Below are 23,071 nucleotides of genomic sequence, written 5' to 3'. Positions count from 1 at the left end.
TCGCTTCATCATGCAGTTCCGTTTCCCCGCTTGTCCGAACTTCAAATCAACTTATTTCTTCTGCTTTAAATAGTCCGCAAACACATCTGCAAACGCTTCGGCCGTGCTCAAATTTTCCTGAAGCGTATTATTGACGCCTCCGAATTCAAGAAGCAGGCTGCCGCTCGATACCGACTGGTTGTATTCGCCATTGCCGTTGCTCGAGCCTTTGAGCAACACTCCCCTGGACAGGCCGGGATATTTTTTATTCAGCAATGTGTGTAAAGCATCCGCAAGCTTTTTGTTTTCCTTGTAGTTGGGATTGGCCATGCCAATCACAAACATAACGCGAGCGTATGTCTTCTTACCGATCGTTACGGCTGTTGTGCTGCGAGGCAAATCCGCATCCCGATGGATATCCAGAAAATAAGACAAGGAAGCATGGGAGCTGATCGCATTAGCTACAGCTTTGCCTGATTCCGCGTATGATTGCGAATAGTTCAGCTTTTGCTCCGTTAACCTTGCGGCAATATCCGCATTCTCCGAGATGGTTGGAATGCCTCTCTGCTTCAGGGTGGAAGCCATATGTTTGCCGACCAGCGTAATATTTACTTCTTTGTCATCGTACGCGCCGCCGGCGGTGCTGCGTGCAACGTTTTTCCATGATTCGCGATTATGAGTATGGTAGATATATACCCTGCTGTCGCTATCCGGCACTTCCTCCGTTTGAACTACCCACTTGGCAACATACGCTTGTCTGCCGTTCGTCAAAACGATGCGATACCATTCGCCTTCCGAGCCATCGATTCGGAACGTTTCGCCGCTTTGCGCTTTGGCGACGACGCTGTAATCCATCCCGGGCCCGCTTCGCAAATTGGTGACTCCCAGGATTTGAATCACAGTCGCCTTCGGACCGTTGTCGGTTTGTTGCCCTTCACCGGGTCCCTCGATTGCGACTTGCTCCTCCGCATCCGTCTCCACGACCCAATTCGCGATGTAGGCTTTTCCTCCTCCGGGAAGTCCCACCTTATACCAGTCGCCATCGCTGCCTTCTATGGCAAAGCTGTCTCCAGGCTGCGCCTTAGCCACGATTTTGTAATCCATTCCCGGCCCCTTGCGCAGGTTTGTTACAGCGATGATATGTGCAACCTTAGCCTGTTTCCCGCCAACCTGACTTGCATTTAGTGTTGAACCAGCCTTGACAGTAGAGGCAAATGCGACATTTTCCGCACCCGACAACAACAGAATGGCTGCAGCGCCACCCAATAATGCATTTCTCAGTTTCAACGCTCAATCTCCCCCGTTTTCGCAAATATGTCTCTGCAAGTTTCGACGGTAAGCGAGGTAATTCCTGCTAATCTCGTTTTTTTCTATTCGAAATGCTAGTTTTCTAGTCAGAATAAGAACTTGCTTCACTTTGCATAACGCCCAAGCTATCCGTCATATAGTTGGGCAAGGAACGATTTGGAAAGGAGCATAGCTATGAATGCGAGCGATCAATTCCGAACCTATCGCCCATTTGTCGGACCACATGATCCCTGTCCTCCAATCAGAGAAAAGAGCTACAATGTGCCGCCGCAATTATTTATTACTTTTCAGCCCCCCAATCTGCCCCAATTCTCCGCCTACGATGCTTTGAAGCACGGGACGTTATGGCCGGCCTTATTTGCCCCATATCCAGATCCTTCTTCTCCTACGCGGGTAACGGGAGGCGATATGTAAATGGCTGAGACAATGCTTGATGAAGCCTATTACAAGCTGTTGCACGATCTGCAGGCGGTCGACTTCGTATTGGTCGAATTAAATCTGTACCTTGATACGCATCCCGGGGACGAAGCTGCAATCGCCCAATTCAACCAATATGCGGAGCTTCGCAAACGAATAGCCGCACAATACGAAGCGGCATACGGACCACTCATGAACTTCGGTCACAGCATGTCCAAAACCCCGTGGCAATGGAAAGAGGCTCCATGGCCTTGGCAAGTGTAGAGCCGCGCGGAGCATGGACGAGGATAGTCTGATAGCAGGGAAATGCCAGAACTCGCATGCCGGCTGCAAACGAGTTAGAAGTCCAATGGGAAAGCGAGGAGAAGTCAACCGATGTGGGCCTATGAGAAGAAACTTCAATATCCCGTAAGAGTGAGCAAATGCGATCCGCTTATGGCCAAATTTCTGATGGAGCAATATGGCGGTGCCGATGGCGAGCTTGCTGCAGCGTTGCGTTACTTGAACCAGCGTTACACGATACCTGACAAAGTGATTGGACTTCTGACGGATATCGGGACAGAAGAATTCGCCCACTTGGAAATGATTGCGACGATGATCTATAAGCTGACAAAAGATGCGACTCCGGAGCAGCTAAAGGCGGCTGGGCTTGGCGCTCACTACGCGGCGCACGACAGCGCACTGTTCTACACCAACGCTGCGGGAGTACCATGGACGGCATCCTATATTCAGGCTAAAGGCGATCCCATTGCGGACCTCTATGAGGACATTGCTGCCGAGGAAAAAGCCAGGGCCACCTATCAGTGGCTGATCGACTTGACGGATGACGTAGACTTGCAGGACAGCCTCAAATTTTTACGGGAACGCGAAATTGTTCATTCGTTACGTTTTAGAGAAGCTGTGGAAATTTTGAAGGAGGAACGGGATCGGAAGATCTTTTTCTAAGGCAACCTACTATTCGTGTTCCACGATTAATAAATAACAAACAGTAAGGACAGTATGGCGTCCTCCTGGGACGCCATTATGTTGCATATGAATGAATTTGATAAATAGAGAAAACCCCGCGATCCCTTGATATTACTGGGTTCACGGGGAATTTTGTTGTTTAGAGATTTTGCAGAGAATGCATAAGAATATCATGGGTTTAAGATTTATTATATACATTTTATACACATGGACACTCATCTAAAAAGTATCCCAATCTAAATACGTTAGTTAAGGTTATTTAACCAGATGTGACGATTAAGGGTATGGTCTTCATTTCATAGATTTTTTGGAGAGTTTGGACATGCTTCCTCTTCTCGTCATCAGCCTCAGTGTGGAGATACCCCTCCACAAGCCTATATCCGAATACAAGAAGCATGATCTCATACACACAATGGTCGGCGATTCGGGATACATCCGAATACTCCGAAAAACCTTTGTAATATGCAGGGATGCATCGCTGATAGTGTTCGATCATGTGATCGATATCCGGTTCATCCGCGATCAGACTTGCGAGATCCTCGCCCAGATAGCCCCATCCGCTGGTATCCCAATCGATGAGCGCGATATTCCCATCAGCATAGATAAGGTTGGTTACCCAGAAATCCCTGTGACATAAAACGAGGGGCAATTTTTCAATACGGTGGAATATCTCGTCTGCCTGCTCATCGATGTCGATGAGCATTTGCCGTACGTGCAGAGGCAATTCGCAGTCCTCTGATCGTATATAATCGTAGACGACCGGCCATGACCGGTAATGCAAATAAGTATTCTTCATGAGATCCTCTTGACTCAGGTTGGTCAGGCTTCGCAGCACGGCGGGTTGCAGAGCATACAGCTTGCCTTGAAAGCGCCCTAACTCCCTCGCGGCCTTTTCATACATTTCACTAGTCAAGTCTAATCCGGTTACACCATCGATATATTCCAGCCACAGCTGGTATTCATTAACTTCGGCATTGAACTCGGCATAATAACATGTCGGCCAGCGGAGGGCTTCCGAGAAAGCCGCTCCCAAGTCAGACGAATACAGATCATATTCCCGACGCCATGAACCGGGATCACCGTATCGCTCCCATTTCTTTTGGATCTTCAGTACAATATGGTAAGGCAATATTTCACCTTCTGCGGTTTCGGCGGTCCCCGATACCAGGTACACGTTCCCCACGGTTCCACCCTGAAGAGGTATAATTTGGAAGTCGGCCGAGATGATATCCTTCTTGAACCGTTGGTTTAAGACATAAATCACCTTTTCAAGTTTAATATTCATTAATTCCTCCATCTTCTTCATAGTCGATAAGGCAGCTCGTAATATCCTGGACATATTCGTCATCATTTAGAACGACATAGATACCCATCTATGAAAACAACAGCCGTTTTCCAACTGCTTAGAAGATTATATCAAATGTAATCCCTTATTTTGGGGAGAGTTTCGTTATAACTATACTCCCCGTTAGTTTAATATCAGGGTGAAACTCCAGGTATACTATCACTGATATCCTAGAGGTACCGAGGATTATGCGCACATTGTTGTTATCGGTGATTTGAGTGAGGTTAGGACTGAAAAGAGGGTGCCCTAAAATGAAGGCAGCCCTTTGCATAATTAGTCCAAGTTATTATATCTTTTGTCTTTTTAATAAATATTGATACTGCTCCGCATCCCAAATCAGCACAGGCAGGACAAATATATATTGAATTCTTTCCATTTGGAAAATCTGGTTTTCCTCATTAAAATTAACCTTGAGATTTGTTCATTTTGAAATTCCTCACTGCCCTACCCTAAACAAGATACAAAATCAAATTCCTCTGCATATAAATCGTATAATGATTGTCCGTCTACTATAAAATCTGCAAAAGTTAAAGATCCTGGATAGCCGTCTCTTGTAAAGTTTGAATTCTAATTTCGATTTTTTCATTCTTGAAAACCTCGCTATTTATATAAAATGGTCCTTTGCTCATCCTATATGGATTATATCAATTGTTGAACTGCTGCCCGTTACTTCAACAAGTAACGGCACCCGTCGTGTGGCCGGCTGCCGAAGGTATCTTGACGCTATCGTTCCCCGTTAGCTTAATCTTTTATTATCCGACCAAAGGTAATTGTGTTGGGAAGAGCAGTGCCCTTAAATTGTTCATGCGCTTCTATCATGTCAGGTACATTCTCTTTAGTAAGAATTAGTCCACTTATTACATTACTAGTAATAACTAATTCATCGTGACTAAATGTTGTGAGTTCTAGGATTAAATTTTGAATTCGCCTATCAAAACCTCTTGATAGTCCATCGGTTACCATGTTCATCTCATCTTCAGAAAGCTTTTCACACTGAGATATGATTCTTGCTATCGTTTCATTCATTACCCAACTGACTCCTTTCACAACTGATTTAGTTCTATTATGCATATACTGAAATTTACAGGTTTTGGTTCCGCTAAACTGCCGTTTACTTCAACGAACAACAGCAACCGATCGAGTGGCCGGCTGCCGTTAAGTTGTGGTGCTATCGTTCTCCGTTAGGATTTCTAATCTTTTTAAGAAGATTCGAAAGCCCCAAAATTAAAAGCAAAGTTATTCCTGCAAAGATGGGCATTGATGAGACAAATAACAATACCATAATTACAAACAATAAGACTCTAGTTACCTTTATTGAAAGTATCATACAAAACTCCAATCAGGTTTGTTCCAACTCCAGGTCAAAATAATCACCGAAACTTCCTTGATACGCTTCTATGATATTCTCATTCCAATTCAAATCTATTTTGAACCCAGTCAAGTAAAGATAATTCTGATGAAAAGTAAACAGTTTTTGAGAATTGAGTACAAAGGATTTGATAGTTATCGAAGCCGGTCACTGGAGACTCATCTTCTGAATCCACGAAACGTTCCTCGAACTCTTCAGATGTATTAAACCCGATTAAGAAATCGTTTAGTCCTCCATGAACAAAAGGTGAATCGAAGCCAAACAACAGATATTTACAACTAAACCCAGCGTCTTTAATTTCCATAAATTATTCCCCCTGAATATTTAAACGGTCTTCGTCTCACGCTTCCATTAATTTCAACAGATACGCAACATAACCTAACCCCTCATCCCGTAATAATTGTATGTACTTAGGATATTGTACCATCCTTACTAATCTTATAAAATGTACCAAATAATAAATTTATCGCTTCCAACCAAATGGCAAATCCGTCACGCTATACTGCCAGTTAGTTTAATATTAGGGTGAAACTCCACGGAATACTATCACTGATATCTTAGAGGTACCGAGGAATTCGCCCACTTGGAAATGATTGCGACGATGATCTATAAGCTGACAAAGGATGCGACTCCGGAGCAGTCTACGTCATCCGTCAAGTCGATCAGCCACTGATAGGTGGCCCTGGCTTTTTCCTCGGCAGCAATGTCCTCATAGAGGTCCGCAATGGGATCGCCTTTAGCCTGAATATAGGATGCCGTCCATGGTACGCCCGCAGCGTTGGTGTAGAACAGTGCGCTGTCGTGCGCCGCGTAGTGAGCACCAAGCCCAGCCGCCATTAGCTGTTTGCAAGACAGCCTTAAATTTTTACGGGAACGCGAAATTGTTCATTCGCTACGCTTTAGAGAAGCTGTGTAAATTTTGAAGGAGGAGCGGGATCGGAAGATCTTTTTCTAAGGACTGTTCGCGTTCCACGATTATTAAATAACAAACAGTAAGGACAGTATGGCGTCCTCCTGGGACGCCATTACGTTATATAAGAATGTTTTTTGAAAAATTCGAGAATCCCCGCGAGCCCTTGATATTACTGGATTCGCGGTATTTTTTATATTTCGTTTAAGAACCTTTAAACTAAAGTCTCCCGTTAGCGTAATAAATTTCGTTAAATCCTTGATTTTTTAATCGCTATTTTCACAGCCTCCGCTAAATCACCAGGGTTAACTTTTTTTGCCTAATACAATCCCTTTTTGATGCTGATACCCTTTGTAGGGGATTTTGTCGGTCGGTGTAATCTCATAACCTATATCATCATCCCAAGAACAACTGATAAGCTTCATATTTCGAACAGCATTAGACCATCCTTTAATATATAAATATTGCTCAATTGGCGTAGTATTTAATAATTCATCTGGATTTCTGGTGTAACATTGATTAAACGTTAATAGTAACAACTCTTCAAGAGCATTACTTGTGTATGGAGACTTCAGATCATTTACAATGTTAATTTCAACTGCTCCTCCTATTTTTTTTGACGATCCTGTTGGAATCATATACAAGACATCGTGCTTGCTTACATAGATACTGACCATCTTATACCTGTGTTTTTTTAAGAGGTTCAAAAGTTTTATCAAAATCATTATCCTTTCGCTTTACATATAACAGCTATATTTGGCGGTTTATAGTTCAACCAATTCTAATATCTCCATGCTATCCTGCCTAGCCTAATAAAAGAAGGGGCAACTGCCGTGGCAAGCTGCTCCCCTAATCGTTTATTTAGTGTTCACCGTTAGCTTAACCTTGAACATACTTAATATACTTTTTTATTTTCATCCAACATGAAACACACCAATTACTGTTTCACCATCAACGTCATACAGCGGAATATCGCGCCCTCCTGGTGATCTACTGTTCTGTTTCGCAATGGCTTCCTCGGGTTTTTTGGGTAGCTCACCGTCCAAGTCTTTTTTCAACACATATCCCTCAATGCCATCCTCACCTATAGCACGGATTAAATCAGGTCTCGTTTCTTCGGAAGTAGCATCTGCGTCAGAACCGTAAGTCTGTCCATTTTCATTTTCAGGATAGAAGTCTAAACTCTTAGCGCCGGCAATATGAATGGAGCCAATTATGGTTTTCCCCTCTACATCATATAGAGGGACATCAGTTCCACCTTTTAAATAATCGCTTTTCAACACATATCCTGCAAGGCCATCCACACTTCCTCCATGAATTAAATCAGGTAGCATTTCGGGAATGGTATCTCCAGCAGAACCATATGTCTGTCCACTTTCATTTAGAGAATAGGTTTGCGGACTAACGCTACTTTGAGTAGTTGCACTTTTTGCATATACATTCTGGTATGCTACTGCACCACCCACTCCGACAGAAACGAAAACCACAGCACCAATCAATAATTTTAAGCCTCTAGAGTAGTCCATTTTCTTTGTTCACTCCCTAAAAGGTTCTGACTCATAACCACCATATTTTACCACACATCCTTAATACGCAAATACTAATGGGTTTGTTGCGTTAAACAGCCAGTTGCTTGGCTTTAACCGGTCTGCATGATTGATTGAGCTAGCGTCTCCTGAAAGCTTAACGATACCTCATCAAGGTCTCTTCTTTGCAAGGAACAACACAACTGCTTGTGGCTTTACAAGGTTGCCCCCATATCGTTCAATAATTTCTCTAATCCCACCAAATAATTTATTACGAACGTCTTCTGGAACTAGCCTATGCCGAGAATTCGTATTTAGCAAGGAAATATACTCACTGGCTGTAAAGCGGTGATCCCAAGTATACTGCTTAACTTCCAGATCCTTAAACAGTCCGTCCATTAATGTTAATTTTGACCTGTCCTCAATAATCTGTTCCAGCGACGGGTTTTGAGAATCATCGAGTTGCGGAGCATACTTTCTGTAAATTTCACGAATCTCATTGTAAGGCTCAATGTATGTAGGAACATGAACAGTCCAAAAAAAGCCGATTGTTCCTTGATCTCTAAGCAGATCGAAAACTTTTCTATATCCAAATTCTTGGGGCTGAACGAAATGAAACGCTGTACCCGAAATCGCCAAATTGAATTTTTCGTTTTCATGATTCCAGGTCTCAAACTGGGAATTTATTATTTTGACACCTTGTTTATTTCTAAATTTTTGCCTGGTAAGTTCAGCCAGATTCTCGCCTAACTCAATGGCGGTAATATTGGAATACCCCAAATTAACAAACCCTGTAGTTGCTTGACCAGTCCCGCAGCCAATTTCAAGTATCACATTATTTGCTTTTAATTCTGCGAACTCCAAAATATCTTTAAAAAGTTGTTCTGGATAAGGTGGTCTGTACTTTTCATATTCGTTTGCAATTTCATTAAAGGTGTTTTTTCGTTCCATTTCATTAACCTCCCTTATAAAATTGAGAATAAAAAAATCCCGTCCCCATAAAGGGACGAGAGTTAGACTCCGTGTTACCACCCAAGTTCATCAATGCTTTGCATCGATCTTTTTTCGGGTACGACTTTCAAAAAGCAGTTTATACCCTAGCGCTATAACGGGTGCGCCCGTCACATCCTACTCCCATGCGGTTTCGAAGTGCAGCTCAGAGACCATTTTCATTGAGCTAATCTTTACCCCCTTTCAGCGAACAGGGGCTCTCTGGAAAAGATTATGTCCAAGTACTCTCTCTCATCAGTGCCTTTAATAGGAATATATTGGTATTAGGGTGATTTTAACATCAATTAGTTTGTTACACAACGATTTTATCCAGATCCGTCATAATTCAATTATCGTTCGCCGTTACCTCAACAGTAGAACATCATCAATCAAACTTGCTTATCATTAGAATCAATCACGATTAGTTTCATAAGAGAACGATCAAACTTATTTAGAAGCTTTAGGCAACCCATCCTGCGAATTTTTCCGAGACCACAGGACAACCGGTATAAGAAGCAAGGAAAGAACTCCCCCGGCCAGGGAAAGGGTCGAATAGTTTGACTGAGCTACCACCATTCCGGACAAAGCTCCTCCTGATGCCCCGGCAAGTGCGATCAGAACATCTACGGTTCCTTGCGTCTTTGCACGTATTTGCGGAGAAGTGGCATCGACGATCGCTGCTGTTCCGCTAATTAAGCCGAAGTTCCAACCCAAACCAAGGAGTGCAAGCGCAAGAATGAGCAGCACCATGGAGTCGCCTGGCGCAAAGGCTGCTAGTAAGCCAGCCAAAAGCAAGGTTACGCCGGAAGCATAGGACATTGGCATTCGTCCGTACTTATCTACAAGATAACCGGTAAGCAGCGAAGGCAGATACATGGCTGCAACATGGATGCCGATCACGAGACCGACCTCCCCTAGTCCGTGTTCGTGATGTTTCATGTGCACAGGAGTCATCGTCATGATGGCGATCATGACGATTTGGGTTAACACCATTACCGAAGCCCCGACTATGATCCCCCGTTTATTGATGCCGGCTTCCAGTGCGTGCAATGGTTTCGTGCTGTCTTGGCTGTCTTTTAATTGTTGTGCTTCTGCAATGGCTTTAGCCACGATTAGAGGATCGGGCCGTAAGAAAATAAGCAGGACCAAGCCTGCTAAAAGATAAGCGACCGTTGCCAGCATGAATGGACCAGACAATGCAGGAGCGCCTATAGAAGTTGCGACACTCCCGGTAATATTCACAAGGTTAGGGCCGGCAACTGCTCCAAAAGTCGTAAACATCATAGCAGCGCTGATCGCTTTGGCCCGCTTTGTCGGGGGCGCTATATCCGTTCCGGCGTATCTTGCCTGTAAGTTGGTAGCCGTACCTGCACCATAAACCAGCAGCGACACAAAAAGCAGCGCTACTTGGTTAAGAACGGCTGCAAGGACGACTCCTGCTGCGCCGAGTCCGCCTGTCAAGAAACCCGCGGCGAGTCCCACACGACGCCCCAATCGTTGGGACAGGCGGCCAACGATCAACGCCGCGGCGGCAGAACCTAAAGTAAACAACGCCGCCGGAACTCCGGCATAGCTATCCGTTCCGAGCATGTCCTGAGCGAGCAGGGCCCCCACCGTAATCCCCGCAGCCAATCCCGCCCCGCCAAAAACTTGTGAAGCGATTACGATGGCCATCGTTCTTCTATATAACTTATGTTGTTTTTCAGGGGATTCAATATAGATGCTAAGTGACTCTCCCCTGCCTGCTATTTTTTCTTTGCTCAATGCCGTTTGCATCGACGTTCTCCCCCAGTCGGTACTATTCGTTGTGTTTATAAATTTGGAGAACAGCTCGAAACCGTGTAGATGCTGCCATCATTTTTTCATAGGCTTCGCTTGCTCGTTCTAACGGAAAAACTTCAATCAATGGCCTTACATGAGTGAGCATGCTGAAGTTAAGGGCTTCTTGTATTTCCTTCGAATGTCCGGTAAACGACCCTCTGACCGTATTCGGTCCCTTCAGGAAATCTCTTGCCGACAACTCTAGCTTTTCACCGGCACCTGCTACAATAATAAGCTCGCTGTCTGGAGCTAGACCGCCAATTAACTTAGAAATCGACTTGGCGTTCGGAGCAGTGGCCAGGATAACTTTGGCTCCGCCCAATTCCTGCAGCGCCTTAGCCGGGTCTTGACTTTCCGAGTCAATATAATGATGCGCTCCAAGCTGAAGGATCTTTTTTTCCTTGTCGGTTCCCCGCGAAATCGCTACCGTGCGGAATCCTGCTTTTTGGGCATATTGAACTGCCAGGTGACCAAGTCCTCCAATGCCTTGAATGGCTACGAGATCGCCAGCCCGAGCCTTGCTATTCCTTAGCGCGCTAAACGTTGTTTCGCCAGCGCACATAAGTGGAGCCGCTTCTAATGCGGACAATTTATCCGGAATGCTGCACAAACTATCTTCATAAGCCACCATGTATTCCGCATACCCTCCGTCTATGGTCAAGCCTGTTACATGCTTGTCCCCTCCATGCCAACCGATGCCGACGCGATCCCCGATCGTCCATTTCGTCGAACCGGCGCCGAGCTCCGCAACGATACCGATCACCTCATGACCGGGAATGCGAGGATACGACGGTGAACCCCCTCTTATGGCTGCCGAGTCTCCGTTGCATATTCCGCACGCTTCTACGCGGAGCAGGACCTGCCTTTCTCTCGGCCATGGCACTGGAATCTCCACAAACTTCATCGGTTCCCCTTTGGCCGGAATTTGAATAGCCTTCATCCTTTTCATCGAATAAGTCCTCCTTTGAGCTCCATAACCGCCTGTTCGGCTGAACGGAGCGCGCCTTCGAGATGCCCGCCGAATGGCGAATTCGTCTCCGTACCCGAAAAAAAGATGCTCTTCCCCCATACTCCAGTTACCGGCAGTCGTCCGTACAGCGGGTGATATCTAAGCGGTTCAAGGTCTTCCTCTACAGCTGTTTCGGCATCATCGGACCAATCCTTGTATAGAAAGGAATTGACTTGCTCCGCCAATGGCCCGAAGAGTCTAGCCAATTGGTCGATGACCAATTGTTTTATTCGATTCTGCTCAAGTTCATGGCGCATGGCTGCGGGTAGGCCGAAGAAACCGAATAACGCTCCAGAGCCTGTATCGGGTGAAGCGTCATGGATTTCCTGCAAAGGTCCGATCCGGCTCGATACGAAGCCCGAGAGTCCTGATTCTCTCCAGAAAGGACTGTCGTAAATGGCGATGGCCTTGGCCTGCCCTGCCATCCAAGTCGGTTTGTTGATAAGACCCGTTATTAGATTGGGAGGAAGAGAAGGCGAGAATGTTATGCGTCTCGCCGCGATTCGCGGTGGCAACGCAAGGATTACGGCGCTGGCCGGTATCTGTTCTTTCTTCGCGCCTGCTGCTTCTGCTTCAATCGAGATGACGCCGGCCTGGTCCAGCCGAATGGCAGTCACCCTTGTTTTTAACGCGATTGTTCCGGACGGAATCGTTGCTGCTACTGCATCTATAAGCGTCTGTGCGCCTCCCTTGAATCGAACCGACCTGGAATCGGCATTTTCAGGAACGATATATCGCTCTGGCGGTTCGTGTTGGGACCGTTCCATTAGCATGGCCCCTACGGTGTGCTGGACGTATGTTTCCAAGTTCAATTCTTTAACCAGATTGGTGATCACGCTCTCGTACTGCGGCCAGTACCATGTCGGGCCGAGATCGAAGCTGCCTAGATCCGGTCTGTTAACGTCAGAAACGGTCAAGACCCGGCCGCCTATGCGATCTCTAGCCTCTAGAACTCTGCATGAAATGCCTTGCGCAGTAAGTAAGGAAGCAGCACGTAAGCCGCTTATGCCAGCTCCAATGATAACGACAGGATGTTTCATATGATTTCCTCTTTCCTATGGCAAGGGCCGCTAGCAACCCTTCAACAAGATTTGCCCCATCATAACATGCACAAAAAAGCCATACAATATTATAATTGTATGGCGAACAATATTACATAAGCTCGTCTAGCAAATCTTTCAGGATCGTTAATCCTTCCTCGAGCTGTTCAAGATTCTCCGGCGCACTGACGGCGATCCTTACCGCCCTCTCCGGCGAGCTATTCCCCACGACAAAACGCTCAGCCGCATAAACCTGTACGCCCCGCCGTGCCGCTAACGCCTCGAATTCAGCACCTGTAATGTTGCCTGGCAGCTGCAGCCAACGGAAGATGCCTGTCTCAATTCCATAACATGTAAAATCATCCAAGTATCTGTTTACAATTTCGTTTCTACGCTTGGCTTGTTCTCGATGATTCTTAATTAAGACCTCATACTGATTCGAGACGATCGTACGCGCAGCCAGCTCCGTAAATAACGGCGAGACCGAAACATTCAAATTATATAGCGCCTTCGAAATGGGCTCTTTGAATCGATTCGGAACGGCTACATAGGCCAACCGCAGCCCCGGCGCGATCGCTTTGGATAAGCTGGCAATGTAGATGGTCTGCTCGGGAGCGAAAGAGGCGACGGCTGGAAGCGGTTGTTCGTTCAGGAGGCTATATGCCGAATCCTCGATGATGAATTGATTGTACGTCTTGGCAGCCGCCGCAATTCTTTTTCGATTCTCAACCGTCATTATGCTGGCTGTCGGGTTATGGTAATCCGGGATCAAGTAGATGCCTTTAATGTTTTCATTCTTGCACACGTATTCGAAGGCAGTCGGACTCATTTGACCGTTCTCCGATTTAATCGGTACGATCTGAATGCTGAGCATTGCCGCTGCCGTTTTTAAGCCCGGGTATGTATGAGGATCGGCTCCAATACGGTCTCCGGGCTTGCATAGGCTTGCAAGCGTGGCGGCTATTGCGTTCTGTCCCCCATTGGCAAATAAAATGCTTTCAGCGCTCGCTTTAAACCCGCAGCTTCGGATTAGCTTTACAGCCGCGTCCTTCTGCCAGTTGTTGTCGCCTGCCCGGCCATAACCGAACCAATTTTCATAATCGGTCTCCTGCAGCATGCTTTTCAGCTGGAGAAGCAGCGGCTCGTAGGAGGCTTTGTCCGGTAGCGTCGCCCCCATTTCGATTACATGCATCGGCTTCGTATCTTCGAGCAAATAAGCATTCGATAAAGCATCGTACGATACGAATGTTCCGCTTCCGACAGATGCGCTTAATAAACCCTTCAACTCGCACATCTTAAACGCTTTTGAAATGGTACTTAAATTTAAGTCCAAGAAATCGGCCAGTTCGCGCTGCGGGGGGAGCTTTGTTCCGGGCAATAAAACCCCGTTTATAATATCCTGCTGCAGTTGTTTGGCGATCGCCCGATAAATCGGCTTATTCGTTTTATCAATGGATGGCTTCCAGCTCATTGGATAATTTTCAAAAGAGTTAATCGGCATGATTTGCATCCTTTTCGATAAGGTTCGTTTTCAAAAATCGAAGTTTCCCTTTAGCGTAGTGGAATCATATCCCTACACTGAATTCCGTTCTCGTCAATTTTTTCTGTGTAGTGCCTGATGAAAAAGTCGATATCAACCCCAACGATTCTAAAGCCACAGCCCCATATAGAATTGAACTAAAGTTCCCCGTTAGCTTAAGAAAAATTCGTAAAGACGGGAGTTGCTCGGTTTAATTGTTGCCGCGGCGTTTTAGTGCAATATTTGACGATAATCGTTGAGAAAATCAAAAATTAAAAACGATTAATCCCGCGCATAAAATTCAAAATTGCTTCAATGCGTATTTTATCAGCACAATCTTCGCAACAAAAAATCTTAACCTTTCTTTCCTTAGCTTGTTTATATTTTAGTGAACCTTCGTATACCCTGAATGTTTTTTTACAATTATTGCAAAGTACATCGTAGTAAAACATTGGCAACCCCCTTGGTGACACATCACTTTTTAGTTGATATATCGAAGATTGTAACCAGTTCTCTCGTATATTCCTGAACATCTAAATGAGGCTTTCTCATTAATTCCATAGTAAACCCGTCAATGGCATTTCTAATTGTTAACGCCATCACCCTTGCCGATGGTTTGGTAAATTCCCGAAAAAGCCCTTCATGCACCCCTAGGGCGAGAATATTTTCAATTGGGAGTAAAATAGCTTCATCATGGTCTGCTGCAAACTGGAGTTTACCATCAGCAGTTATCTTTTTAGAACCCAATTCTATAACAGCGAAAACATGCTGCCGATTTTCAACTACAAATGCAAGATTGGATTCAATATACACTCGAAGCATTTCTTTAGGAGATTTTTGAGCTTCTATTCGCGGAGCAATGTAGGATTGCCAAGCTATATAGTATTCGATAGCTATTTGCTCCAATAATTCCTCTTTATTTGCAAAGTGATAAGAGATAACCCCCTTACTGATTTTCGCACGTTTTGCAATCTCCCCTAAAGAGGCTTGAGTGTAACCTACTTCTGCGATTGTCTCAATCGCACATTCCACAATTTGAGCTCTACGAGCTTTTTCGATGAACGACATTTGTTTTTGGTTAGTTGGTATATTTTTTTTACTCATGTTTTTATTTTAGTACGCCCGTACTAAAAAATCAAATAAAAAACCATTTAGGTGAATATGATCTAAATGGTTTTTAAACCCTTGTTATTGAGCTAACTTGCCCGTTAACGTAATGAAGCTGCAGGTCAGCACCGGCAGCTTCATTTTCGTCATTTATTCAACTATTGTCTAATCTTAATAAGTTGTTCATCGTCAACCATGCTTATAATCCCTCCTACGGCCGCCGCTGGTGCGGGAGCGTCTGATTATTGTATAAATGGGCATATTAGACTGAGTAATTAATTTAAGGAGGATCCGTGAATGCCCAACGAAAAAGATAAAGAATCGCTGGAGAGTGAAACAAAAGTCGAAAATGATACGCCGCTTATTAAGCCTGGTTTTGATTACATTTGGGGCAGCGATCAAGACGATTTAGTTGAGGACAAGGAGGAGTAACATCCTCCAAGTCCCTCAATGTTGATGGACATAATCGTCGAACTTCGACACATTACTCGTTATTGGTGAAGGAGATTAAACTTACGGGCAGGGCAGTTTAACGCTACAAGCCCTTCTAATAACTCGTACAGAAAGCAACCATGCTTTCGCAGAGGAGGTAATAAATGAAGAACCAATTAAAAAATAAAGTCACCGTTATCCTAATAATTATATCTTGTTGTATCCTCTTACTTTTAATTTTGTGGTTATATAATGCGGTGATGAATACTCCAAATTCAATGGACCCATGATTCTACGCTAACGGAGAACTATAGTTCATTTGACCGCCTTATGAGGCGGTTTTTTTATTCCTCTTTGTCGCAATATGGATCGAACTGTGCAATAATCACCATGACTCTCAATAAAAAGATTCATTAAGCTAAAGGGCAGGTTACTTCCACAAATAGAAGGTTATTGGGTTTATTTTGTTGAACATTTAGACTTGTGTGAAAATATGGATAACAGGAGCGAGAAAATGACACATTTTATTAGTCATGTACAGATTCCAGTAAAGAACCTGGAAGAAACTATTGAGTGGTATGTTGCATATCTTGATTGTGAGTTTCTCGCTAACTTTGGAGATTTTGCATTAATTAGGTTTAGAGAAGATCGAACCAATATCTTTTTATGGCAAACTGCGGATGAAACGACAGCGACATTCTCTGTAAAAGGAGAGTTGTTTCCCACAATTGGTTTTCAAGTAAACGATATGGATGCACTTTGCAAGAAGATTGTAGATTCTGGAGCAAGGGTATACGGTGATCCTCTTGCACCGTCTGTCGAAGAAGGAAGACGATTTTTGAAGTTCTTTGATTTGAATGGAAATATGCTTGTAGCACACACCGAATAATCCCTTATTTGAATAAATTTTTGGGTGTCTCGTTGAGGATTCTGATGTGGGCCACTCTACTAACGGGAGATGATAGTTCAATTGACCGCCTTATGAGAGAGGCGGTTTTTTATTCCCCTCTGTCGCAATATGGATCGAATCTGTCATCGTACTGTGCAATAGTTCATTTGTTTACCTCGATATTTTTCTGATTTATAATATTGAAAAATGGAGGTTTGCAATGGATCCTTTAAATAAACTCAAAAGCGTCGCACGGAAGTTAAAGAATGATTTATTTGTACTTTTTCTATCCTATAAGGATCCGCGTACACCTTTCTTCGCAAAAATAGTGGCAATCTGTGTCGTGGCCTACGCCTTCAGCCCAATAGATTTAATCCCCGACTTCATTCCTATTTTAGGGTATCTCGATGATCTAATTATTGTGCCGCTTGGTATTGCTCTCGCACTAAAACTAGTGCCTTCACAAGTTATAGAAGAAAATAGAGTTAGAGCCGAAGAATTAAAAAGGAACGGTAAGCCAAAAAATTGGATTGTCGGCACTCTCTTTATCATTGTTTGGATACTAGTTGCTATCTGGGTTGGGAAATTAATATACAGCTGGTTTGCTTGAATCTAATTGCTACACAATATGGATCAACAAATTAAGCCGTATTCAAATCCGAATGACCCTGACAGTTTCATCATGAATAGTTTATTTGAACTAACGTTCCCCGTTTTACCTGAAAAAAGGCCACCCGAGAGTTACTAGGCATAGGTTAGCGAAACAACCTGATCTAATTATCTTCCTTTCTTCGAAGCCATCCAGAAGACAAGAATCACGACTGGGATAAATATGAACCAAGGAATATTAATTCTACTCTGGGTAATAAAAGCGATCAGTAACAATCCTAATAACGAGAACCTTTTACCGTCTTTGATACAACGGATCCACAATATCTACATGTTAATGATCCTTGGACCAAACGTTCATTACAGTGCTGGCATATTGCGGGAGTTGCTTTCCCTCGATATTCATTAACAGTGTTTGGAGTTCCTTCCATCATTGCATCTTTAAGCGAACTACCACAATTAACACATATTAACGAGCCTTCAGCGTTTGATTCCCCCGCAATCGGTACATATCTTTACCTCCCTTATGCAAAACCATCCTTCTTTTAAAACTGTAATTGGTTGCGTAGATTCCTTTTACTACTAAAACGTATGATATAGGATAAGGTTGTGCATGAACCGGGCCTCTACTCAATAAAAGCGGCTGCTGATCTTCTGATCGGCTTCCGCTTTTATTGTTTTGAACTATCGTTCTCCGAGGGAGCTTAACCCTTCGTATATAGATGAGGATAGTTGTTTGCGTAGCCGCTTTTTGTCTACTTTAGCTACAGCAGTCCGAGGAAATTGATCTAGAATGAAAAGATGAGTTGGCCATTTGTGCCGCGCGAGACTCAGTTCGCAAAACGCCTGCAGCTGTGCCAAGTCCAAGCTTCCTCTGTCCTGAAGAACTACGCAAGCGACGAGCGCCTCACCTTCGCCGGAAAGTGGGAGTCCGATGACGACTGCATCATTAACCATTTCATGAGATGCAATCACCTGCTCCACTTCTGAACTGTACACATTTGAACCGCCTACAATAACCATATCTTTCAGGCGATCCAATACATAAAGGTAGCCATCAGCATCTAGGCAACCGACGTCTCCTGTGCGGATCCAGCCGTCGAACATCGCTTCATTAGTTTCTTTTGGTTGGCGCCAATACCCTAACATAGTCTGCGCACCGCGAACAACTATTTCACCGGACTCGTTTACATCCGCCTCCCGGCCATCCTCTGCGATGATCCGAACTTGAAATGCCTGTTCCCCCTGAGCAGCTAGATCAGCTGGACGACCTACTGATCGAAGACGAATCGGATCGTCCAGATGATGTTTTGGAAATGATCGGCTGATAGACATTCCGCATTCCGCTTGCGAATAGTTGTTGACGATTATTGCACCTGGGAATTGCGCAATCGCGTCCCGCAAGGTTTTTGGTGGAATGATAGACCCACCACAACCGATCACTTTCAAGCTTTGCATATCTTTACCGGTTGAGGATACCTCGCGGATAAGGTCGCGTAGCAGTTGGCCGACCGTACTGAGATGCGTAATCCGGTCGCGTTCCACGGCTTCCATTATGCTGCACACATTTGCCGGATAATCATCCAAAAAGACCAAACATCCTCCAGCAGACATGGTCGCCCACAACTGGAATTGTCCGACAAGATGCGAAAAGTTAAGCACCAGCACACGGCGTTCAATATCATAACCAAAACCAGCGGAGGGAGTAAACTGATTCCAGGCTGTCATGCCTCGATGCGAATGCATTACCCCCTTGGGTCTGCCGGTTGTTCCGCCTGTGTAGATCAGAACGGCTGTTTCATCTACATTTCGCTTGCAACCCTCATCTGGAGATGAATCAAGATCCTTCTGTATTAAAGAACGCAGCATAGGAGAAGTAGAACCTGCTTCAGTGGAGAACAGTCTCGGAGGATTCGAGAGTAGTTGTACCGTGGAGTTAGCTGAATCGGCGTGACGATTGTCATGGATGAGGATTTGTGGTTCCGCATCCTCAACAATGGCTGCAATTTCAGGTACAGCTAACAAAGGAGACACCGCAAGCGGGATGGCACCGATCCCAACCGAGGCATAGAGAGCTACAACAAGTTGGGGATCAGGATCACCGAGAAGAGCAATTCGGTCACCAGGACGGAGTCCCTCGGCATACAGGGCATTACTGAGTTGTTCAACATGGCGATGAAGTTCCCCATAATTCATAATCTGTCCGTGGCGTAAAAGAGCTGGCTCCGCTGGGTACAACCTTGCTGCCAATGGCAAGCGTTCAGACAGTAGCATGAAATCGACTCCAATATTTATTTTTCAGGTATGATAACTAGGAATAAGAAGATTATACCTCAAATATGGGAGTTTCTTGGAATCAGGTTTTCCAATCAAATCCATCAGTTCTCTTGATAAGTGCGCTCTTCTACCAAGAAATCGGTTACCGCCTATGATGTTGAGCTGCCCGTTAGTTAAATATCAGGGTGAAACTCCACGTTAACATTTGCTTCTTTCCATGATGTTGGTGTCCAATGGGGAGCTTCATCAGCCAGCCCCTTTCCTAACTTTCCAACGAAAAAAAGAAGCTGCTCAAAGGTTTGAGACAGCTCCTATATGGTTCGAATACACCTTAATATCCTGTTGCCATTCAGTCGACATTTATCAGCGTTACTTCTTTTTGGAAGATGACTTTCGCTTTCCCGCCGTATGGATTAAACAGCGACGCTTGTATGACTGCTGTACTGCTTGCAGCATGATTCGAAATGGAAACATTTCCGTTCAATTTCACGTTCACATCGTCGCTCCCGGATACTTTTGTCCATCTCACAATACTGGAAGGAAGCACGATATCGAGAACCTTGAGCCTGTATTCGTGCTTCTTACCGTTCGCCGTTATTTTGACTTTCACATCCGCTTCAGAACGGATAAAAGCAACGATTAACGCGTTAATGGCCGGCACATCATATTTCAGCTTTACCTGGAAGTTATACAGCGACGACCTTATGTCTTCAGGCTTAACATTAAGTTTGTAAAGCATCGCGCTGAGCGCATACGTATTTTTATCATCCAATACTTCAGCCAGCGCTTTACTTAAGACCACATTCATTCGATCCTTATTGACGAGCAGTGTCGCAAGTTCCTTCGGTTTCATATCCTTCAGTATATCGCGGACTGCTCCTTCTATCCCTCCTGCATTTCTTCCATCTCCAAAAAGCAGGATAAGGAAATCGTCCATCGATACATTCGGTTGGCCTCCGGCCGCTGCAATCGTCTCTAGTGCCGCTATGAATTCCGGATTCGTCCGAATGGCTTCCAAATCGGACAACTGTGGATCGTAACGTAACGAACCCATAGCCTTGACGATTCGGAACAGGCTGATCTTTAGTTCGGCCTGGTCAACTGATGCCGGCAGCTTGGCGCTGATTTTGTACCATAAGGGATCGATCAACGACAGATCGGTCGAATCGTCCAGCTCCGCGATTTCATCGAGGAGATTTCTTACGTCCTGTATGTCCGCTGAATCGCCGGCAACGAGGGCGGCATGAAGCTTGTTAAGCCATTCTAAGAATGGACTAGAAGTCCTCACCGACAAAGACGGTCCATCCTTCGACCAATTGCCGTCCGGCAGCCCTGACTCCACCTTAAAGATGTATCTGGTATCCGGCTGCAGCACCGTTACATCATACGAATGAACGTTTTCGTTCACCGTATCTATGAGTTCCTCGTTCCTGTATATCCGGTAACCATTGCTCTCCCGGGCGGCCGACCAGGATAAGGCAAGTGAATTCCGCCCGACATCCTCTGCCTTCAAACTGCTTCCTTCTGGCCATACAGATTTCTTGACAGTGAAGCTGCCGGAATGCACTGCTATATTTCCTTCTTTATCCGTAGCACGGATCAGAAGGGAATGGGTGCCATCCTGCAATCCGGAGGCTGGCGCGGTCACGGTCATCGACTCCACGTCATAGCTGGATTCCAGAATTTGATCGTCGACTTTGACAATCAACGAAAAGGGATCCGTCCCCGAATCGGGATCCAAAATGACAGCGGATAAGACCGGATTATTCACGGTTACCGTCTCGTCATCCGAAGGCTGCACACTGCCGATCGTCGGTGCCGTCGTTTCTTTTTTTAACGCAAATAACGTATTGTCAATCGTGCCATATTCTTGCCCGTCTAGCCGTATCAGCCGCAGTTCGGATGTTCCGATTTCTACAGGATCGCTTATTCCGTCAGCCTTATATTTACGAAAAAACAGCTTATTATCGTTATAAAAAGCGACGTCACCATTTTCGGCTAAGTAAGCGATTATATAGGGGTAACTTGTACTGAAATTTGCAACCTGCTGCTCTTGACCGTCAGGAGTGCGAAGCCATAGCGGCTCGTGTCCGCTAACTGTTGGACGGTTATAAGCTACCCAGCCTTGATTTAATTGGTAGTCCATTCCTCTTACGCTCGACCATACCTCGTCACCTATGACCTGATCGCCATCGGGTCCGCGAAGCACCAAAGAACACGGTGAATCATAGCTAGTGGTTTTGCAAAACAAGCTATAATGGCCATCTGATATAGTTGATAAGAGGGTTTCGGAGGTGAAATCATCCAAGGGAGTAATAGTGCCCTTGTCGTATTTGTAGCTCCCTCCAGGATTTTCCCAATTCCTGCTGTAAGTTTCAAAATAGACCTCATTTCCAATAAGAAAAAATCTGTTGACGATGAATTCTTCCGGTGGAATTGGAATAATTTCGTTTGTTCCCGTTACCAAATTTCGCAAAATAATATCACCATTTTTTCCATAGAGTGCATAGTTTTGGTTTACGGGTACATCGTGTATGCTGCAAAGAAGATATTCATTTTCACAAGCGGAACTGGAAGGAAAATACCCTAAATAATTGAGCTTATCGTCTCTCCATTCATAAAGGGCGGATGGGGCATCCATTATCCCTTTATCTAATTGAAGAGCCATAACAGCGCCGTGAGGAGTCAAAAAGCCGAATTTAAATACATCGTTTATAGGGAGATCGTAGGGAACGGTAATGATTTCACCAGATTTTCGGTCTTTGATACCCAGCTGCCTTTTTTGACGGTTATCAAATAATATTTTTTCCGTGCTGACATCCAGAATATCGCCGTCCACCGTATCGAGCAGGCGAAGCCACTCGCTGTGTTCCGGCCAAACCGGGAAGCTCTGACTAGCGGTTTGACCTCTAGAATCTATGGCCGTTAATGTAATATCAAGTCCCTGCTCGATATATTCGCCCAAATCTACATGCTGATCGATGCTGTTTACTCGAGTTATTTTATCGCTACCATAAGATATCTCTAGTGTACAACCGTTAGGATCATCATCCGAACAGGTTGCCTGAACGCGGAGTTTCGGGGTGTGACCGGTAAAGTCTGATGCAAGTTGCTGTACCTGAAGAAGCGGCTTCTCATCGTAGATGATATCGATAGTCTTGCTAACTGAACCTCCATTGGAATCCCAAGCGGTAATCAATACTGACTTTTCCCCTTTGGGTAAAGAAGAAATATCCATTGTTCCCTTCCAACAGGTATAATTCACACCGCATGAAACGAAATTCATAGTAACGTCATCAATCTGTGCCGTCACTTTTGCAATTTGGAATGTTGTATAAGATACTTTAAGTCCTATGTATAGCTTATTTCCCACTATAGTACCGTTAGCAGGAGATGTCACCGTTATTTCCATCCCATTAGTCGCCTCCGTTAAACCACTTTCGCTAACGGCACTTTGTTCCGCCGCATAGGATGACAGGGGAATGAACAGCAGCGCAAGCATACCTGTAATGAGCAAATATTGAACCTTTAATCGCAGCCTTTTCATAAATGCCTCCT

At 44.8% G+C, this 23,071-nt stretch carries 21 protein-coding genes, 3 pseudogenes and 1 other annotated feature; of the genes and pseudogenes, 7 read left to right on the top strand and 17 right to left on the bottom strand.

All coding sequences use genetic code 11. The features are described 5' to 3' along the window. Nucleotides 1-51 precede the first annotated feature (51 nt). Complete coding sequence (spoIIP, locus tag B1748_RS10505) at nucleotides 52-1,266, bottom strand: stage II sporulation protein P (RefSeq protein ID WP_087567832.1); 1,215 nt, start codon at nucleotides 1,264-1,266, stop codon at nucleotides 52-54. A 195-nt stretch (nucleotides 1,267-1,461) separates the two neighbouring features. Here spoIIP and B1748_RS10500 point away from each other — a divergent pair, with 195 nt between their 5' ends. From B1748_RS10500 to B1748_RS10490, 3 genes are all read left to right on the top strand, one after another. Continuing rightward, complete coding sequence (locus B1748_RS10500; protein ID WP_087567831.1) at nucleotides 1,462-1,701, top strand: spore coat associated protein CotJA; 240 nt, start codon at nucleotides 1,462-1,464, stop codon at nucleotides 1,699-1,701. Then, on the top strand, nucleotides 1,702-1,968 hold the full coding sequence (locus B1748_RS10495; RefSeq protein WP_087567830.1) for a spore coat protein CotJB: 267 nt from the start codon (nucleotides 1,702-1,704) through the stop codon (nucleotides 1,966-1,968). It begins immediately after the preceding gene. 111 nt (nucleotides 1,969-2,079) lie between these two features. After that, the gene (locus tag B1748_RS10490) at nucleotides 2,080-2,649 is read left to right on the top strand and encodes a manganese catalase family protein (protein WP_087567829.1); all 570 of its coding nucleotides are present in this window, start codon (nucleotides 2,080-2,082) and stop codon (nucleotides 2,647-2,649) included. 280 nt (nucleotides 2,650-2,929) lie between these two features. Here B1748_RS10490 and B1748_RS10485 read toward each other — a convergent pair whose 3' ends face one another. The 4 genes and pseudogenes from B1748_RS10485 to B1748_RS10465 form a co-directional block, all read right to left on the bottom strand. Beyond that, complete coding sequence (locus B1748_RS10485; protein ID WP_087567828.1) at nucleotides 2,930-3,955, bottom strand: aminoglycoside phosphotransferase family protein; 1,026 nt, start codon at nucleotides 3,953-3,955, stop codon at nucleotides 2,930-2,932. Nucleotides 3,956-4,756: 801 nt separating this feature from the next. Further along, nucleotides 4,757-5,041 carry a hypothetical protein gene (locus B1748_RS10480; protein WP_087567827.1) on the bottom strand — a complete coding sequence of 95 codons (285 nt, stop codon included), beginning with the start codon at nucleotides 5,039-5,041 and terminating at the stop codon, nucleotides 4,757-4,759. A gap of 380 nt (nucleotides 5,042-5,421) precedes the next feature. Next, nucleotides 5,422-5,688, bottom strand: a complete 267-nt coding sequence (locus tag B1748_RS10475; RefSeq protein ID WP_087567826.1) for a hypothetical protein — start codon at nucleotides 5,686-5,688, stop codon at nucleotides 5,422-5,424. Nucleotides 5,689-5,999: 311 nt separating this feature from the next. Beyond that, a pseudogene (locus B1748_RS10465) lies at nucleotides 6,000-6,230 on the bottom strand (manganese catalase family protein); the annotation flags it as partial. Between B1748_RS10465 and B1748_RS37985 the strand changes: the two are divergent. After that, nucleotides 6,229-6,300 (top strand): annotated as a pseudogene (locus B1748_RS37985) (spore coat protein CotJC); the annotation flags it as partial. The pseudogenes B1748_RS10465 and B1748_RS37985 overlap by 2 nt on opposite strands. A 299-nt stretch (nucleotides 6,301-6,599) precedes the next feature. Here the strand turns inward: B1748_RS37985 and B1748_RS10460 are convergent. The 10 genes and pseudogenes from B1748_RS10460 to B1748_RS10415 all read right to left on the bottom strand — a co-directional run bounded on the left by B1748_RS10460 (nucleotide 6,600) and on the right by B1748_RS10415 (nucleotide 15,303). Next, complete coding sequence (locus tag B1748_RS10460; RefSeq protein ID WP_143810279.1) at nucleotides 6,600-6,932, bottom strand: hypothetical protein; 333 nt, start codon at nucleotides 6,930-6,932, stop codon at nucleotides 6,600-6,602. Nucleotides 6,933-7,208: 276 nt separating this feature from the next. Then, entirely contained in the window at nucleotides 7,209-7,820 is a 612-nt protein-coding gene (locus B1748_RS10455) for a hypothetical protein (protein WP_087567823.1), read from the bottom strand. 171 nt (nucleotides 7,821-7,991) lie between these two features. Further along, entirely contained in the window at nucleotides 7,992-8,771 is a 780-nt protein-coding gene (locus B1748_RS10450) for a methyltransferase domain-containing protein (RefSeq protein WP_087567822.1), read from the bottom strand. Nucleotides 8,772-8,819: 48 nt separating this feature from the next. Next, nucleotides 8,820-9,078, bottom strand: a binding site (T-box leader). 179 nt (nucleotides 9,079-9,257) lie between these two features. Further along, complete coding sequence (locus B1748_RS10445) at nucleotides 9,258-10,586, bottom strand: MFS transporter (protein WP_087567821.1); 1,329 nt, start codon at nucleotides 10,584-10,586, stop codon at nucleotides 9,258-9,260. A 22-nt stretch (nucleotides 10,587-10,608) separates the two neighbouring features. Beyond that, nucleotides 10,609-11,580, bottom strand: coding sequence for a zinc-binding dehydrogenase (locus B1748_RS10440; protein WP_087567820.1), 972 nt, complete (start codon nucleotides 11,578-11,580; stop codon nucleotides 10,609-10,611). Continuing rightward, nucleotides 11,577-12,680 (bottom strand): flavin monoamine oxidase family protein, encoded by a 1,104-nt coding sequence (locus B1748_RS10435; protein ID WP_087567819.1) that lies wholly within the window; start codon nucleotides 12,678-12,680, stop codon nucleotides 11,577-11,579. Before B1748_RS10435 ends, B1748_RS10440 begins: the two co-directional genes overlap by 4 nt. A 112-nt stretch (nucleotides 12,681-12,792) precedes the next feature. Further along, nucleotides 12,793-14,181, bottom strand: coding sequence for an aminotransferase-like domain-containing protein (locus B1748_RS10430; protein WP_087567818.1), 1,389 nt, complete (start codon nucleotides 14,179-14,181; stop codon nucleotides 12,793-12,795). 50 nt (nucleotides 14,182-14,231) lie between these two features. Further along, a pseudogene (locus B1748_RS37430) lies at nucleotides 14,232-14,339 on the bottom strand (GNAT family N-acetyltransferase); the annotation flags it as partial. A gap of 132 nt (nucleotides 14,340-14,471) precedes the next feature. Then, on the bottom strand, nucleotides 14,472-14,651 hold the full coding sequence (locus B1748_RS38165) for a DUF2197 domain-containing protein (protein ID WP_087567817.1): 180 nt from the start codon (nucleotides 14,649-14,651) through the stop codon (nucleotides 14,472-14,474). A 22-nt stretch (nucleotides 14,652-14,673) separates the two neighbouring features. Beyond that, nucleotides 14,674-15,303, bottom strand: a complete 630-nt coding sequence (locus B1748_RS10415; protein ID WP_087567816.1) for a TetR/AcrR family transcriptional regulator — start codon at nucleotides 15,301-15,303, stop codon at nucleotides 14,674-14,676. 300 nt (nucleotides 15,304-15,603) lie between these two features. Here B1748_RS10415 and B1748_RS37420 point away from each other — a divergent pair, with 300 nt between their 5' ends. From B1748_RS37420 to B1748_RS10405, 3 genes are all read left to right on the top strand, one after another. Then, nucleotides 15,604-15,738, top strand: coding sequence for a hypothetical protein (locus B1748_RS37420; protein ID WP_256975607.1), 135 nt, complete (start codon nucleotides 15,604-15,606; stop codon nucleotides 15,736-15,738). Nucleotides 15,739-16,252: 514 nt separating this feature from the next. Continuing rightward, nucleotides 16,253-16,627, top strand: coding sequence for a VOC family protein (locus tag B1748_RS10410; RefSeq protein ID WP_087567815.1), 375 nt, complete (start codon nucleotides 16,253-16,255; stop codon nucleotides 16,625-16,627). Between the two features lie 220 nt (nucleotides 16,628-16,847). Further along, nucleotides 16,848-17,237 (top strand): YkvA family protein, encoded by a 390-nt coding sequence (locus B1748_RS10405; protein WP_087567814.1) that lies wholly within the window; start codon nucleotides 16,848-16,850, stop codon nucleotides 17,235-17,237. Between the two features lie 683 nt (nucleotides 17,238-17,920). On the opposite strand, the gene B1748_RS10400 is transcribed toward B1748_RS10405, so the two are convergent. Then, complete coding sequence (locus tag B1748_RS10400) at nucleotides 17,921-19,510, bottom strand: class I adenylate-forming enzyme family protein (RefSeq protein ID WP_087567813.1); 1,590 nt, start codon at nucleotides 19,508-19,510, stop codon at nucleotides 17,921-17,923. 352 nt (nucleotides 19,511-19,862) lie between these two features. After that, nucleotides 19,863-23,060 (bottom strand): fibronectin type III domain-containing protein, encoded by a 3,198-nt coding sequence (locus B1748_RS10395; RefSeq protein WP_087567812.1) that lies wholly within the window; start codon nucleotides 23,058-23,060, stop codon nucleotides 19,863-19,865. Nucleotides 23,061-23,071: the final 11 nt, after the last annotated feature.

The sequence above is a fragment of the Paenibacillus sp. MY03 genome, assembly GCF_002165585.1.
Taxonomy (GTDB): domain Bacteria; phylum Bacillota; class Bacilli; order Paenibacillales; family Paenibacillaceae; genus Pristimantibacillus; species Pristimantibacillus agaridevorans.
The sequence above is the reverse complement of the archived record's forward strand: the minus strand, read 5'-3'. Positions and strand labels throughout refer to the sequence as shown.

Coding starts and splice junctions, on each gene's coding strand:
- B1748_RS10500 (WP_087567831.1), top strand. CDS start 1,462: ATGAATGCGAGCGATCAATTCCGAACCTATCGCCCATTTGTCGGACCA.
- B1748_RS10495 (WP_087567830.1), top strand. CDS start 1,702: ATGGCTGAGACAATGCTTGATGAAGCCTATTACAAGCTGTTGCACGAT.
- B1748_RS10490 (WP_087567829.1), top strand. CDS start 2,080: ATGTGGGCCTATGAGAAGAAACTTCAATATCCCGTAAGAGTGAGCAAA.
- B1748_RS10485 (WP_087567828.1), bottom strand. CDS start 3,955: ATGAATATTAAACTTGAAAAGGTGATTTATGTCTTAAACCAACGGTTC.
- B1748_RS10480 (WP_087567827.1), bottom strand. CDS start 5,041: ATGAATGAAACGATAGCAAGAATCATATCTCAGTGTGAAAAGCTTTCT.
- B1748_RS10475 (WP_087567826.1), bottom strand. CDS start 5,688: ATGGAAATTAAAGACGCTGGGTTTAGTTGTAAATATCTGTTGTTTGGC.
- B1748_RS10460 (WP_143810279.1), bottom strand. CDS start 6,932: ATGATTCCAACAGGATCGTCAAAAAAAATAGGAGGAGCAGTTGAAATT.
- B1748_RS10455 (WP_087567823.1), bottom strand. CDS start 7,820: ATGGACTACTCTAGAGGCTTAAAATTATTGATTGGTGCTGTGGTTTTC.
- B1748_RS10450 (WP_087567822.1), bottom strand. CDS start 8,771: ATGGAACGAAAAAACACCTTTAATGAAATTGCAAACGAATATGAAAAG.
- B1748_RS10445 (WP_087567821.1), bottom strand. CDS start 10,586: ATGCAAACGGCATTGAGCAAAGAAAAAATAGCAGGCAGGGGAGAGTCA.
- B1748_RS10440 (WP_087567820.1), bottom strand. CDS start 11,580: ATGAAAAGGATGAAGGCTATTCAAATTCCGGCCAAAGGGGAACCGATG.
- B1748_RS10435 (WP_087567819.1), bottom strand. CDS start 12,680: ATGAAACATCCTGTCGTTATCATTGGAGCTGGCATAAGCGGCTTACGT.
- B1748_RS10430 (WP_087567818.1), bottom strand. CDS start 14,181: ATGCCGATTAACTCTTTTGAAAATTATCCAATGAGCTGGAAGCCATCC.
- B1748_RS38165 (WP_087567817.1), bottom strand. CDS start 14,651: ATGTTTTACTACGATGTACTTTGCAATAATTGTAAAAAAACATTCAGG.
- B1748_RS10415 (WP_087567816.1), bottom strand. CDS start 15,303: ATGAGTAAAAAAAATATACCAACTAACCAAAAACAAATGTCGTTCATC.
- B1748_RS37420 (WP_256975607.1), top strand. CDS start 15,604: ATGCCCAACGAAAAAGATAAAGAATCGCTGGAGAGTGAAACAAAAGTC.
- B1748_RS10410 (WP_087567815.1), top strand. CDS start 16,253: ATGACACATTTTATTAGTCATGTACAGATTCCAGTAAAGAACCTGGAA.
- B1748_RS10405 (WP_087567814.1), top strand. CDS start 16,848: ATGGATCCTTTAAATAAACTCAAAAGCGTCGCACGGAAGTTAAAGAAT.
- B1748_RS10400 (WP_087567813.1), bottom strand. CDS start 19,510: ATGCTACTGTCTGAACGCTTGCCATTGGCAGCAAGGTTGTACCCAGCG.
- B1748_RS10395 (WP_087567812.1), bottom strand. CDS start 23,060: ATGAAAAGGCTGCGATTAAAGGTTCAATATTTGCTCATTACAGGTATG.